The 13,930-nt window shown below is 42.4% G+C and carries 10 protein-coding genes; 8 read left to right on the top strand and 2 right to left on the bottom strand.

Going from position 1 to position 13,930, the window contains the following annotated elements; genetic code table 11:
- Positions 1–152: 152 nt before the first annotated feature.
- Positions 153–1,805, bottom strand: coding sequence for an ABC transporter substrate-binding protein (locus A4S05_RS35715; RefSeq protein ID WP_069074492.1), 1,653 nt, complete (start codon positions 1,803–1,805; stop codon positions 153–155).
- 400 nt (positions 1,806–2,205) lie between these two features.
- On the opposite strand from A4S05_RS35715, the gene A4S05_RS42385 reads away from it, so the two are divergent.
- The 6 genes from A4S05_RS42385 to A4S05_RS35690 all read left to right on the top strand — a co-directional run bounded on the left by A4S05_RS42385 (position 2,206) and on the right by A4S05_RS35690 (position 7,345).
- Entirely contained in the window at positions 2,206–2,349 is a 144-nt protein-coding gene (locus A4S05_RS42385; RefSeq protein WP_176727207.1) for a hypothetical protein, read from the top strand.
- A gap of 24 nt (positions 2,350–2,373) precedes the next feature.
- Positions 2,374–2,700, top strand: coding sequence for a hypothetical protein (locus A4S05_RS35710; RefSeq protein WP_069074491.1), 327 nt, complete (start codon positions 2,374–2,376; stop codon positions 2,698–2,700).
- 469 nt (positions 2,701–3,169) lie between these two features.
- Positions 3,170–4,699, top strand: coding sequence for a photosystem II chlorophyll-binding protein CP47 (gene psbB / locus A4S05_RS35700; protein WP_069074489.1), 1,530 nt, complete (start codon positions 3,170–3,172; stop codon positions 4,697–4,699).
- 110 nt (positions 4,700–4,809) lie between these two features.
- Positions 4,810–4,917 (top strand): photosystem II reaction center protein T, encoded by a 108-nt coding sequence (locus A4S05_RS39755; RefSeq protein ID WP_084227385.1) that lies wholly within the window; start codon positions 4,810–4,812, stop codon positions 4,915–4,917.
- 295 nt (positions 4,918–5,212) lie between these two features.
- A complete protein-coding gene (locus tag A4S05_RS35695) occupies positions 5,213–6,400 on the top strand; it encodes a 30S ribosomal protein S1 (protein WP_069074488.1) in 1,188 nt (395 codons plus the stop codon).
- A gap of 210 nt (positions 6,401–6,610) precedes the next feature.
- Positions 6,611–7,345, top strand: coding sequence for an HAD family hydrolase (locus A4S05_RS35690; RefSeq protein WP_069074487.1), 735 nt, complete (start codon positions 6,611–6,613; stop codon positions 7,343–7,345).
- A 301-nt stretch (positions 7,346–7,646) separates the two neighbouring features.
- Here the strand turns inward: A4S05_RS35690 and A4S05_RS35685 are convergent, their stop codons facing one another.
- Positions 7,647–8,321: a hypothetical protein gene (locus A4S05_RS35685; RefSeq protein WP_069074486.1), complete on the bottom strand. Its 675-nt coding sequence runs from the start codon at positions 8,319–8,321 to the stop codon at positions 7,647–7,649.
- A 797-nt stretch (positions 8,322–9,118) separates the two neighbouring features.
- Between A4S05_RS35685 and A4S05_RS35680 the strand changes: the two genes are divergently transcribed.
- Both A4S05_RS35680 and A4S05_RS35675 read left to right on the top strand, forming a co-directional pair.
- Positions 9,119–13,105 carry a magnesium chelatase subunit H gene (locus A4S05_RS35680; protein ID WP_069074485.1) on the top strand — a complete coding sequence of 1,329 codons (3,987 nt, stop codon included), beginning with the start codon at positions 9,119–9,121 and terminating at the stop codon, positions 13,103–13,105.
- 53 nt (positions 13,106–13,158) lie between these two features.
- A complete protein-coding gene (locus A4S05_RS35675) occupies positions 13,159–13,734 on the top strand; it encodes a Uma2 family endonuclease (RefSeq protein ID WP_069074484.1) in 576 nt (191 codons plus the stop codon).
- Positions 13,735–13,930 lie beyond the last annotated feature (196 nt).

The raw sequence follows: 13,930 nt of genomic DNA, 5'->3' as shown, positions 1-13,930 counted from the left end.
CCACCCTGCTTTATAAGGGGGGTTAGGGGGGATCTAAAAGTGCCGAAAGTCACAGCGAAAAACTTTTCAAACAACGTCTCAGTATTGAACATGAAAGATTTTATTTAAGAGTCAAAAGTCAAAAGCTATGACCAATGACTAATGACCAATGACTACTTTTTAATTGTGTGATAAACCAGAATTTGCGTAGGGTTAAGTTGGACGCTGCTCACACCATTTCGGGCAAATACATAGTCTTTGTTTTGCCATAAGGGAACGTAAGGTACATCAGTTGTTACTTGGGTTTGAATCTCGGTAAAGATTTTCTGACGCGCTTCAGGTTTTTGTTCTTTGCGTTGCTGATCAATCAGTTTATTTATAGCTTCGCTATAGTAGAACGAACCTTGAGTTTGACTGCCTCCATCTTCGCATCCTTTAGCAACTGAACCTTTGTCACAAGACAAAAACGGCTGGACGTAATTATCTGGATCTAAAAAGTCTGGATACCAATCAAGTAAAGCTGCTGGATACAAACCCCTGGAAATGTCTTTAAAAAAGGCAGGCCCTTCAGCTTGGGTAACTTCAAATTGCAGTATTCCATCCATTTTGGTATCCACAAGAGATTTGAGTGTCTGTGCTGCCAAACTGCGAGTAGGCGAACTAGAAGGATACCAAATTTGTACTTTTGCGGGATTTTCTTTGGAGAAACCAGCAGTAGTTAATAATTTTTTAGCTTGTTCAAAGTTAGCATCGCCATATTTATCTTTGAATAATGGCACAGAAACATTGAATGTCGTGGGAATCATGCTATAAAGCGGATCTGCTTGACCAAGTAACGCCCGCTGATTTAAAAGTGGACGGTCAATTATTGATGCGATCGCTTGTCTTACCTCTAATTTATCTAAAGGCTGCTGATTCCGGTTTAATACCAGATAACTTACTACGCTACCTTGAGCTGCGATCGCTTGCCAATCACCTTTTTTTGCTCCTTCTTCCAAACTGCGATTTTGATCTGGCTGTAGCGACAGATAAGCTATATCGACTGCGCCTGTACGGAAAGCATTAAACAAATTAACCGGACTAGTTTGAATTTGGACGTTAACACCCTTGTTAGCTGGCTTTTCTCCCCAATACTTATCAAAGGCATCAAATCGGATTGAATCAGTACCATACTGCGCTAACTTGTAAGGGCCAGTTCCCACAAAGGTATTCGGCTTGAATTTACCTGCACCGAGTTCGTAAGCTTTTGGTGAAAGCGCACATACCCCAGGAAAAGCCAACAGTGAAGGAAACGCTGCAAAGGGCTTTTTCAGCTTGATGCTTAACTCATACTCGCCTGTGGTATTTACTGAATCTACTATATCACCTAGTAAAAATGAGGGTTTACCTTTATTTTGAATAAAGCGGTTGATCGTAAACGCCATCGCTTGGGCGTTGAAGGGAGTCCCATCGTGAAAAACTACTCCCTGACGTAAGGGAATGGTATAAGTCAAGCCATCTTGAGTAACTTTGGGTAATGCTGTAGCGAGTTGTGGCTCAATTTCCGTGCTTCCTGGTTGGTAAGTGTAGAGGCGATCGCTCATATTAAACACTAAACCCAAGGACGCTAACTCATAGGTATCAGCCGGATCAAGGGTTCTTGGCTTTGCTGTTGTACCTATAGTAATACGACCATCACCTGTAGGGCTATTTACAGAACCCGCTGGTGGCGTAGAAGGATTAGGACGAGGAGCGCAACTAACAACCAAAAATAAACATAGACAGAACAAAGATAGGAATTGTGTAATCCGACCCCACCGTTTCACGGACAAGGAAAACCAGGTCATAGCAATAATATATTTGATATCAGCGGTCAGCAATCTTACTACATTTATGACTATTTTGTTGGATTTTTACAATTAATTACAGCAATATTTACAGCTAAGTATATACTTAGGAATAAAAATAACTTGCAACCAGCAAGGAAAGAATTTGCTCTATGAAAATGATTCCGTGAGCATCTAAATTAAAATTTTGTAAGTTTATTACTACTTTGCCATGTCTACGACGGACTACGCCTACGCACTATTTTGTTACAAAAAATCATTGACAAGAATACAGAGTTTGACATTTGTTAAATACTGAAAAATTTTTATTTAATTAAGATTTTAAACATCGGCTAAATTTGTCGCAAATTCTATAATTACTAGGAAATAGCTTTGCTACACTTTGACCTGAGTCCAAGTAGTGTACATTAAGACTTTGCCTGTTGCTGCTTGGGCACAGACACCTGTTGAGTGGTTTATCGCAAAGATCGGCTGTATTGGCAAAAATCTCATGTTTGTACATCAGCGAAATCAAGCGATCGCGATATCGTTAACAGCAGATTGAAAGTCTAATAGTGAGACTAAAACCGTGAAATATTTCTTTCTATCTGAAGGATGGGCAGTTGCTAGAGTCTGGGCATCTGATGGACTCTGGCAAATAACCGCATGGCGACGCCAACCAGATATTCAGCGAATGAATATTTGTTTAGTCGAACAAAACGAATTGCTATGGCTTTATCGAGTAGAAGAAGCCATTTTAACCGTGGAAGTGAAGCCAACAACACCAGTAATTGCCAGTAAGACTATAGGTCAAGTAGTACTCAAGCGTCTAATGAGCGCCGAACAGGTAATTGAACGCCTGGGTACAGCTGAGACTAAGTGTCAACTGCAAAATATCCAGATGGTGGTTCAGTAAATATGGGGCATGGGGCATGGGGCATGGGAAAGAATTTTTTTCCCTGCTCCCTCTTGCTGGAGCTTTTTCTGGTCAATGCCCAATGCCCAATTCCCAATGCCCCCTTGATCATAAAGAAAAGATAAGCAAATTTAATCTCCGAAAGGGATTGGTAGCGAAAAAACTTGGAGATGCTACGCGATCGCATCAATTTACACGCTTGCAAACAATTCCATCAATAGTTACACTTTTTAAAACATTCTCATTTTTGCTTGGCGATGGCTACCCTACATAGGTAAACCTCCCGAAGCGAGTAAGCATTGCCAAAGCACCCACGGTGTATGACTTATTAAGACTAAGCTGTGGTAATACTCTGGCTCTGGCAATAACAAAAAACAAGAGAGAGTTTTATGAGTGGCGTTTTTCGTCTCTCATAACCTCAGTAAGAAAATTGCTTTGTAAACTAACTCATCGAGGAGGAGCGTAGTCGATGGGACTACCCTGGTACCGAGTACATACAGTCGTTCTGAATGATCCAGGGCGACTGATTTCTGTACACCTAATGCACACAGCCCTAGTAGCAGGCTGGGCTGGTTCGATGGCACTCTACGAACTAGCTGTTTTTGATCCTAGCGATCCAGTTCTCAATCCAATGTGGCGTCAAGGGATGTTCGTTCTGCCCTTCATGTCACGTTTGGGCGTTACCCAATCTTGGGGTGGTTGGAACGTTACTGGTGGTCCATCCACTGATCCTGGCTTTTGGTCATTTGAAGGCGTTGCTGCGGCTCACATTGTTCTTTCCGGTCTTTTATTCCTAGCTGCCGTATGGCACTGGGTTTACTGGGATTTGGAACTCTTTAGAGATCCCCGCACTGGTGAACCGGCTCTCGACTTGCCAAAAATGTTTGGCATTCACCTGTTCTTATCTGGTCTACTTTGTTTTGGATTTGGTGCTTTTCACGTCACCGGACTATTTGGGCCGGGGATATGGGTTTCTGACGCTTATGGTATAACTGGCGCCGCGCAAGCAGTAGCACCAGAATGGGGGCCAGATGGTTTTAACCCCTATAACCCTGGTGGCATTGCGGCTCACCACATTGCCGCTGGTGTTGTTGGTATTATTGCAGGCTTATTCCACCTCACAGTTAGACCCCCCGAACGGCTCTACAAAGCCTTACGGATGGGGAACATCGAAACAGTACTTTCTAGCAGTATTGCAGCAGTCTTCTTCGCTGCTTTCGTGGTTGCTGGTACTATGTGGTACGGTAACGCCGCCACACCCATCGAATTATTTGGCCCCACCCGCTATCAATGGGATCAAAGCTACTTCCGTCAAGAAATTCAGCGCCGCGTCCAAACTAGTGTTGCTCAAGGTGCAACCCTTGACCAAGCTTGGTCGCAAATTCCCGAAAAACTGGCTTTCTATGATTACGTCGGTAATAGCCCCGCTAAAGGCGGTCTATTCCGTACAGGGCCAATGGTGAAGGGTGATGGTATTGCCCAATCTTGGCAAGGTCACGCCGTATTCAAAGATTCTGAAGGACGGGAATTGACCGTGCGTCGTCTCCCCAACTTCTTTGAAACCTTCCCAGTGATTTTGACTGATGCAGATGGAGTTGTCCGCGCTGACATTCCCTTCCGTCGGGCAGAATCTAAGTATAGCTTCGAGCAATCTGGTGTCACCGTTAGTTTCTACGGTGGCAATCTGGATGGTAAGACCTTTACAGAACCAGCTGATGTGAAGAAGTATGCCCGTAAAGCTCAAGGTGGTGAAATCTTTGAATTTGACCGGGAAACCTTGAACTCTGATGGTGTATTCCGCACCAGTCCTAGAGGTTGGTTTACCTTTGGACACGCCGTATTTGCTCTGCTGTTCTTCTTTGGTCATCTCTGGCACGGCGCTCGGACAATCTACCGAGACGTATTTGCTGGTGTTGATGCGGATCTAGAAGAGCAAGTTGAGTGGGGTCTGTTCCAGAAAGTGGGTGACAAGTCAACCCGCCGGAAGGAAGCCCTTTAATTTCAGTGCTGAGTTATGAGTGCTGAGTTTCGAGTTAAGGCTCTGATTCAGCACTCAGCACCCAGCATTCACAATTTAAATTACTGGCTCAATAGGCAGGGAATCATAATATGGAAAGCGTTGCGTACATCTTGATTTTTACTCTGTGTATAGGTACTCTCTTTTTTGCGATCGCATTTCGCGAACCCCCTCGCTTTGAGAAACCAAAAGATAAGTAGAGCCTATTTCCAGAGCTTTAAGCTGATTTAACGTTAATATCCGTTGCTACCATACTTAGTAGCAACGGATATTATTGTATTTGTCCTTTATTTAGTTTTAAATACTAAGTGAATCAGCAATCATTTTAAGATTGTGATATAATTTCCAATCTTGGGAGTAGATATGTGTTAATGCTAGCTTTTCTGCGCTAGGATGAAAAAGGATGTTTTGTGTAAGCTGCCATAAAACTGCTTGCACAACATATTACGCTTGTCGCACAACCTTTACGGAGACTAGAACCAGGAACAAATCAGCATGGTCAATCAGAATTTAACCGCTACAGAAATTGGATTCACTCACGAAGATTTCGCTGCTCTACTTGACAAATACGATTATCATTTTAGCCCTGGTGATGTTGTCCCAGGAACAGTTTTCAGTATAGAGCCGCGCGGCGCTCTGATTGACATTGGTGCTAAAACCGCAGCATATATACCTATACAAGAAATGTCTATTAACCGGGTGGATAGCCCGGAAGAAGTATTACAGTCAAACGAAACGCGCGAATTTTTCATCCTTACCGATGAAAACGAAGATGGTCAATTAACCCTTTCCATTCGCCGTATTGAATACATGCGGGCTTGGGAGCGCGTGCGACAGCTGCAAGCAGAAGATGCTACTGTGCGTTCTGGCGTATTTGCAACCAATCGCGGTGGTGCATTGGTAAGAATTGAAGGATTACGTGGCTTTATCCCAGGTTCTCACATCAGTACCCGCAAACCTAAAGAAGAATTGGTAGGCGAAGAACTACCACTGAAATTCTTAGAAGTGGATGAAGAACGTAACCGCTTAGTTCTATCTCATCGTCGGGCACTGGTTGAGCGCAAGATGAACCGCCTAGAAGTCGGCGAAGTAGTGATTGGTACTGTTCGTGGTATCAAACCCTATGGTGCTTTCATCGACATTGGTGGTGTCAGTGGTCTACTGCACATTTCTGAGATTTCTCACGAACATATTGATACACCCCATAGCGTGTTCAATGTCAATGATGAAGTGAAAGTTATGATCATTGACTTGGATGCAGAAAGGGGTCGGATTTCCCTATCTACCAAGCAGCTAGAACCCGAACCTGGTGACATGATTAAAAACCGGGATTTGGTCTACGATAAGGCGGAAGAAATGGCTGCTAAGTATCGTGAACAGCTGTTAGCCAAGCAACAAGGTGCTACTGCTGCTCCTGCTGCTCCTGCTGAAGTTGTAGCAGATGAAGATATTCCACCAGCGACGGAACTTGAGGAAGAAATTCCACCAGCAGCAGAACTCGAAGAAGAGATTCCACCAGCAGCAGAAATTGAGGAAGAAATTCCACCAGCAGCAGAACTCGAAGAAGAGATTCCACCAGCAGCAGAAATTGAGGAAGTAATTCCAGTAGTTGCGGAAATTGAAGAAGAGATTCCAGCAGCAACGGAAACTGAAGAAGAAATTCCAGCAGCTATTGAAGAATAATACATTTATAGTTTTACTTCTTTTTAAGTAAGAGTATTAAATTTTTGTATAAAGAGGGTTTTTCCCTCTTTTTTTATGTGGAAAATTGCTAGGAGTTAGGAGAATACGGTTCGGTTAAGGCAAGAGACGCGATAAATCGCCGTCTCTACAAAGGACTGATTATTGTAAAAACGGCGATTTATCGCGACTAAATAACTGGGGTGGAATATTGTGGCAAGCATTAAATGTAGAAATATCACTTTTGATAATATCCAGGCAATTTTGTTTGACAAAAACGGTACTCTAGAAGATTCAGAAACGTATTTGCGATCGCTTGCACAAAAGGCAGCAAGATTAATAGATGCTCAAATCCCTGGAACCGGGGAACCGCTATTAATGGCATTTGGCATCAATAGTAATTTTCTAGATCCCGCAGGTTTAATATCAGTAGCGAGTCGCCGCGAAACAGAAGTTGCAGCTGCGGCATATATTGCTGAAACTGGAAGAGGATGGTTTGAGTGCTTAAAAATAGCCCGTCAAGCTTTAGATGAAGCGGAGAAATATATTGGACAAACTCCTTCACCACTGTTTGTAGGTAGCTTAGAAATTTTGAAATACCTGCAAGAAGGTGGACTAAAACTTGGTATCCTTTCAGCCGCGACAACTGAAGAAGTACGTAATTTTGTAGTTAATCACCAGTTAAGTGATTATATCGAGTTGGAAATGGGAGTAGATGAGGGGCCGAGTAAACCAGATCCAGTGCTATTTTTGCAAGCTTGCCAAGCTTTGGGAGTCGAACCAGGCGCTACATTGATGGTGGGTGATTCAGTTGGTGATATGCAAATGGCGCGTAATGCCAAAGCCGCAGGTTGTATTGGTATTACTTGGGTAGGTAAGTCAGATAATGTCCGAGGTGCAGATGTGGTGATTAATCAACTTGATGAAATCCAGATTTTAGAGGATTAAGTTATGGCAGTTTTCAATTGCGTATAAAGGATGTTTGAAAAGTCTTCTAGTCGGGATCAAAAATTTTAGATCCCTCTAAATCTCCCGATAAATTGGGAGACTTGGATTCCAGTTCCCATCTCTTTAAGTCTACGGTGTACACACAAGTCCTAAAAACCTAGCTTGAGAAGCATTTCCTCGTTCCCAGTCTCCAACTGGGAATGCATTCATTGAGTCAGAGACTCAATATCTGACCTATAGGCAGAGCCTAGTGTGTTGACTTTGTACCTTTTTAGGGGTCAAAAATTCATGCACAATCCTCTTAGCGTAACAAAGACTGTTTTTCCAAAAGTGACAAACTTAGAAGTTTGCTGACTCGTTGTAAGCATATCCTCGCAAAATATGTAAACCAAGTAGTAATTCCTACTAATTTAAACGTATCTTCTATGGCAACAGGGATATTGGGGAATATATTATCACAAACAATTGATAATCCAAAAAATATAAACGCAGATAATAAAATCAGAAATTCAGTTTTCTTCAGTATTGTTTTAAACTTGAGAAAAAACATTAACATAAGTGAAATATAGCCAGCGTAAACTATCTTCTCACTAATATGTAAGTAATCAGGAAATACACTCTCATGAATTAAAAAAAAGTCATCAAAAAGTAACAAAGATGTCAGGAGTCCAGAAAACAAAAAAAACGATGAATATTCTTTAGCTCTAATATCTTTTTTGACTAGCATATAACTAAAAAGACAAATAGTTGCAGAAGAACACCAAAACAATATACCAATATTTGAGAAGAATCCTAGATAAAAAGGTGCGCTCATTATGGCAGATGGATCTCTCGTCAAATAGTCTGTAGTGACATTAGTTTTTAATTTGAAGAATATTAAACTTAAAGAAAATGGAATAATTGTTATCAAAAATGTTAATAATAAAACTTTGATTTGGGCAATATAGCTTGATTTTTGAAAACCTAAACGTGTCATCAGTTTCTACCTTAATTATCTAGGTCACTCCTCACAGATTTTTTTCAGCTTTTCAATTATTTAGGGTTGAGAATTGAATATCTGCTGTGGAAGTATGATTTTTCTGCTCGTGTATGATTACTTTTGGGTAAATATCAGGTGAGTGACTAATAGGCATAGGTTTACCCATCAGCCCAGATATTTACCAAATATGTCTCAGTATCATTTAGGCATATAAAAGTACTATTTTTAACTTGTATGATTGGTTTATTAGAGCATTAAATGTGAAACAGTTGATTTACAAGGGTCTAAAATTAAGTAAAGGTTAACAAAACAAAAGCAATAACTTTGAATTCTTTCATACAGCAAAAAAATATTCAAGTTCTTTTTGTCTTATTTTTTTTAAGTTTTGATGAAGCTTGCCATTTTACTCTTAGATTTCATTCTTGTTTCCAGCCAGAGGCTAGAAATGACAGCTATTCCTACGCATTCCGCCAAACAAAACACCAATTTGACAGCCCGCACAAGCGGGTTTTGTTTTGTAGATAGAATTTTATACTTAAATAACTATTTAGCTATAAATTTATATTGCAAAAAGTTTACAAATGTGTGAGCAATTACTTTTATACAAAGTCAACAATTACAAAGAAATATTTCGTTTTTTATATCGATTTGTGTCATATAAGGGATAAAATGCCTACTGGGCAAGCATTTTCTGATAAAAAACAGATATTGCCTAAAAATCACAAGTTACCTGTGGCTGATGATGCCGCTAGGAACTTCCTTCAGAGAACACGCATCAAAGGAGCCGAAGAAGCATGTTCACACACGTCAAGTCCACCATTAGACACATTGCGCCTGATAACTTACGCGGACGTAGTTTAATCAAGGTGGTCTATGTCGTGCTTGAGTCCCAGTACCAGAGTGCTTTGTCGCAAGCAGTTCGCACCATTAACGCGAACAATCCCAACTTGGCGATTGAAATCAGCGGGTACTTGATTGAGGAACTCCGCGACCCAGAGAACTACGAAGAGTTCAAACGAGAAGTTGAGAATGCGAATATCTTCATCGCTTCTCTCATATTCATCGAAGACTTAGCACAGAAAGTAGTAGCGGCAGTAGAACCGCACCGCGATCGCTTGGATGTTTCCGTTGTCTTTCCCTCCATGCCGGAAGTAATGCGCCTGAGTAAAATGGGCAGCTTTTCCTTGGCACAATTGGGTCAGTCAAAAAGTGCGATCGCCCAATTCATGCGGAAACGCAAAGAAAAATCCGGTGCGGGATTCCAAGATGGGATGCTGAAGCTTTTGCGAACCCTGCCGCAAGTGCTGAAGTTTTTACCTATGGATAAGGCACAGGATGCCCGAAATTTCATGCTCAGTTTTCAGTATTGGCTAGGTGGTTCTCCAGAAAATCTGGAAAACTTCTTGCTGATGCTAGCTGATAAATATGTATTTAAAGGTTTAGAGAAACAAAATTTTGAACCTTCTACATACGAACAGCCGGTGGTTTATCCCGATTTAGGGATTTGGCATCCTTTAGCTCCCAGTATGTTTGAAGATGTCAGAGAGTACCTGAATTGGTACACAGCTCGTAAGGATATTTCTAGTGATCTAAAAGATCCCCTAGCTCCTTGTGTCGGGTTAGTATTGCAACGCACTCACCTAGTTACAGGTGATGATGCCCATTATGTAGCAATGGTTCAGGAGTTGGAAGCACTAGGCGCACGGGTATTACCTGTGTTTGCTGGTGGTTTGGATTTCTCCAAGCCTGTGGATGCCTACTTCTACGAACCAATTACCAAAATACAGTTAGTAGATGCAGTGATATCGCTGACTGGTTTTGCTTTAGTGGGTGGCCCAGCCAGACAAGACCATCCCAAAGCAATTGAATCACTCAAACGCTTAAACCGTCCTTACATGGTGGCGTTACCCTTAGTATTCCAAACCACAGAAGAGTGGATGGATAGCGATTTAGGGTTACATCCAATTCAAGTAGCTTTGCAAATTGCAATTCCTGAATTGGATGGAGCAATTGAGCCGATTATCTTATCTGGTAGAGATGGAACTACAGGGAAAGCGATCGCACTGCGCGATCGGGTTGAAGCTGTCGCGGAACGCGCCTTAAAATGGGCAAATCTGCGCCGCAAGCCAAAACTGGATAAAAAAGTCGCCATCACCGTTTTCAGCTTCCCGCCAGATAAAGGCAACGTCGGAACCGCCGCTTACTTGGATGTATTCGGTTCCATCTACGAGGTAATGAAAGCCCTTAAAAATAACGGCTACGACTTACCAGAATTGCCAGAATCCGCCGAAGCGTTGATGCAAGAAGTCATCCACGATGCACAGGCGCAGTACAATAGCCCAGAACTGAACGTTGCTTACAAAATGTCGGTTCCTGAGTATGAGGCGCTGACCCCTTACTCTCAACGCCTAGAGGAAAACTGGGGTCCACCTCCGGGACATCTCAACAGCGATGGGCAAAATCTGCTGATTTATGGTAAGCAATTCGGTAACGTCTTCATCGGTGTCCAACCTACATTTGGTTACGAAGGCGACCCGATGCGGCTGTTATTTTCCCGTTCAGCTAGTCCTCACCACGGTTTTGCTGCTTACTACACTTACCTAGAGCAAGTTTGGAAAGCTGATGCTGTACTGCACTTTGGTACACACGGTTCCTTAGAATTCATGCCAGGTAAACAGATGGGGATGTCTGGTGATTGTTATCCAGATAACTTAATTGGCTCAATTCCCAACCTGTATTACTACGCAGCGAATAATCCGAGTGAAGCGACAATTGCCAAACGTCGGAGTTACGCCGAAACAATTTCTTACTTGACACCGCCGGCAGAAAATGCTGGCTTGTATAAAGGTTTGAAGGAACTCAGCGAATTAATTGCTTCCTACCAAACCTTAAAAGATAGTGGACGCGGTGTTTCCATTGTTAACAGCATCATGGATAAATGCCGGATCGTGAATCTGGATAAGGATATTGACCTGCCAGAAACCGATGCCAGAGACATGAGTACCGACGAGCGGGATAATATTGTTGGCAACGTCTACCGCAAGTTGATGGAAATCGAGTCGCGGTTATTGCCTTGTGGTTTGCACGTAATTGGTAAACCCCCAAGTGCAGAAGAAGCGATCGCAACTCTGGTAAATATTGCTAGTCTAGATCGTCAAGAAGAAGGACTTCAAGGCTTACCGGGAATTATCGCTAACAGCATTGGGCGTAACATTGACGATATTTACCAAAATAATGACAGAGGCATTTTAGAAGATGTCCAGTTATTGCAAGATATCACCTTGGCAACCCGTGCAGCAGTTACCGCCCTTGTCCAAGAGCAAATCGACGCGGAAGGACGAGTTTCTCTGGTTTCCCGGTTGAATTTCTTCAACATGGGCAAAAAGGAACCTTGGGTGGAAGCATTGCATAAAGCAGGTTATCCCAAAGTTGACACCGCCGCCCTAAAACCCCTAGTTGAGTATTTGGAATTCTGCCTGCAACAAGTTTGTGCCGACAACGAACTAGGAGCATTACTCAGAGGCTTGGAAGGTGAGTACATCTTACCTGGCCCTGGTGGCGATCCCATCCGCAACCCGGATGTATTGCCCACGGGTAAGAATATCCATGCTTTAGATCCGCAATCCATCCCAACAACGGCAGCAGTACAATCAGCCAAAATCGTCGTAGACAGGCTTTTGATACGTAACAAGGCTGAAAATGATGGAAAATGGCCAGAAACCATTGCCTGCGTCCTCTGGGGAACCGATAACATCAAAACTTACGGTGAATCCCTAGCGCAAATTATGTGGATGGTGGGTGTGCGTCCAGTTCCCGATGCCTTGGGACGGGTGAACAAGTTGGAATTGATATCTCTAGAAGAGTTGGGACGACCCAGAATTGACGTGGTAATCAACTGTTCTGGTGTATTCCGCGACTTGTTCATCAATCAAATGAACCTGCTAGACCAAGGCGTGAAGATGGCGGCTGAGGCGGATGAACCTTTAGAAATGAACTTTGTTCGCAAACATGCTTTGCAACAAGCCGAAGATATGGGAATTAATCTGCGTCAAGCAGCGACGCGCGTCTTCTCCAACGCTTCTGGTTCCTACTCGTCAAATATCAACTTGGCAGTAGAAAACAGCACTTGGGATAGCGAAGCCGAGTTGCAGGAAATGTATCTCAACCGGAAATCTTTCTCCTTCAATTCCGATAACCCCGGAATTATGGACGAATCCCGGCAGATTTTTGAAAGTACATTGAAAACTGCTGATGCAACTTTCCAAAATTTGGATTCTTCCGAGATTAGCTTAACGGACGTTTCCCATTACTTCGATTCAGATCCCACAAAGCTGGTGGCAAGTCTGCGCGGTGATGGTAAAAAACCAGCATCTTATATTGCAGACACAACCACAGCTAACGCCCAAGTGCGGACATTATCAGAAACCGTGCGTTTGGATGCGCGTACCAAATTGTTAAATCCCAAGTGGTACGAGGGGATGCTTTCTCACGGTTACGAAGGTGTGCGCGAACTCTCCAAACGGTTGGTGAATACAACAGGTTGGAGTGCGACAGCCGGCGCTGTGGATAACTGGATTTATGAGGATACTAACGAAACCTTCATCAAAGATGAAGAAATGCAGAAGCGGTTGCTGAACCTTAATCCCCATTCTTTCCGCAAGATTGTATCAACTTTGTTGGAAGTGAATGGACGCGGTTATTGGGAGACTAGCGAGGATAATTTAGATCGTCTGCGCGAGTTGTACCAGGAGGTTGAAGACCGGATTGAAGGCATAGAATAGGATTACATGGGCAGGCATAAAGCCTGCCTTAACTTTTCATCTGAGATATGACTATGAATGCTTTAACGGTAAACCTTCAATCAGTATTGGAACTGACAGATGAGCAGTTTTTTAATCTATGTCAGGCAAACCGTGACTTGAGGTTTGAACGCACTGCAACCGGAGAACTAATTATCATGCCACCAACCGGAGGAGAAACCGGAAATCGTAATGGTAGACTAAATCAACAATTATTTAATTGGTCAGATACCGATGGTACTGGCATCGCTTTTGATTCTTCTACTTGTTTTAAATTACCTAATGGTGCAGATCGTTCACCTGATGCTTCTTGGATAAAGTTAGAACGATGGGATGCTTTAACTGAAGAAGAAAAACAAAAGTTTCCCCCCATTTCTCCTGATTTTGTAATTGAGTTACTTTCGCCAAGTGATAGTTTGAAAGTTGCTCAGGAAAAGATGAGGGAATACATAGATAATGGTGTACGTTTGGGTTGGTTAATTAATCGTAAATCGCGGCAAGTGGAGATTTATCGGCAAGGACAAGAGGTTGAGGTGTTGGAATCGCCTGTTACTTTGTCAGGAGAAGATGTTTTACAGGGTTTTGTTTTAAATATTGAAGCGATTTGGTGATTGAATAAGAAAACAAGAGTCATGAAAAATCTAGACTCACTAGCACCTTGAAGATTGATTATAACTTAAGATTATTACACTCCCTATTACATTATTTAGAATCTAAATATTGCTGATTAACTAAATATTCATCAATATTTTCTAAAATTTGTCTTAGATATTTTATAACTCTTTCACTTAGAGGATGTTTTAAAAG

Source organism: Nostoc sp. KVJ20, from assembly GCF_001712795.1.
Taxonomy (GTDB): Bacteria; Cyanobacteriota; Cyanobacteriia; order Cyanobacteriales; family Nostocaceae; genus Nostoc.
Note: the sequence above shows the minus strand (reverse complement) of the source record. Positions and strands in the feature narration are given on the sequence as shown.

Bases quoted from the DNA above. Each gene is read 5' to 3' on its own strand.
- A4S05_RS35695 (WP_069074488.1), top strand. From the start codon at position 5,213: ATGGTCAATCAGAATTTAACCGCTACAGAAATTGGATTCACTCACGAA.
- A4S05_RS35685 (WP_069074486.1), bottom strand. From the start codon at position 8,321: ATGACACGTTTAGGTTTTCAAAAATCAAGCTATATTGCCCAAATCAAA.
- A4S05_RS35680 (WP_069074485.1), top strand. From the start codon at position 9,119: ATGTTCACACACGTCAAGTCCACCATTAGACACATTGCGCCTGATAAC.
- psbB (WP_069074489.1), top strand. From the start codon at position 3,170: ATGGGACTACCCTGGTACCGAGTACATACAGTCGTTCTGAATGATCCA.
- A4S05_RS35715 (WP_069074492.1), bottom strand. From the start codon at position 1,805: ATGACCTGGTTTTCCTTGTCCGTGAAACGGTGGGGTCGGATTACACAA.
- A4S05_RS39755 (WP_084227385.1), top strand. From the start codon at position 4,810: ATGGAAAGCGTTGCGTACATCTTGATTTTTACTCTGTGTATAGGTACT.
- A4S05_RS35675 (WP_069074484.1), top strand. From the start codon at position 13,159: ATGAATGCTTTAACGGTAAACCTTCAATCAGTATTGGAACTGACAGAT.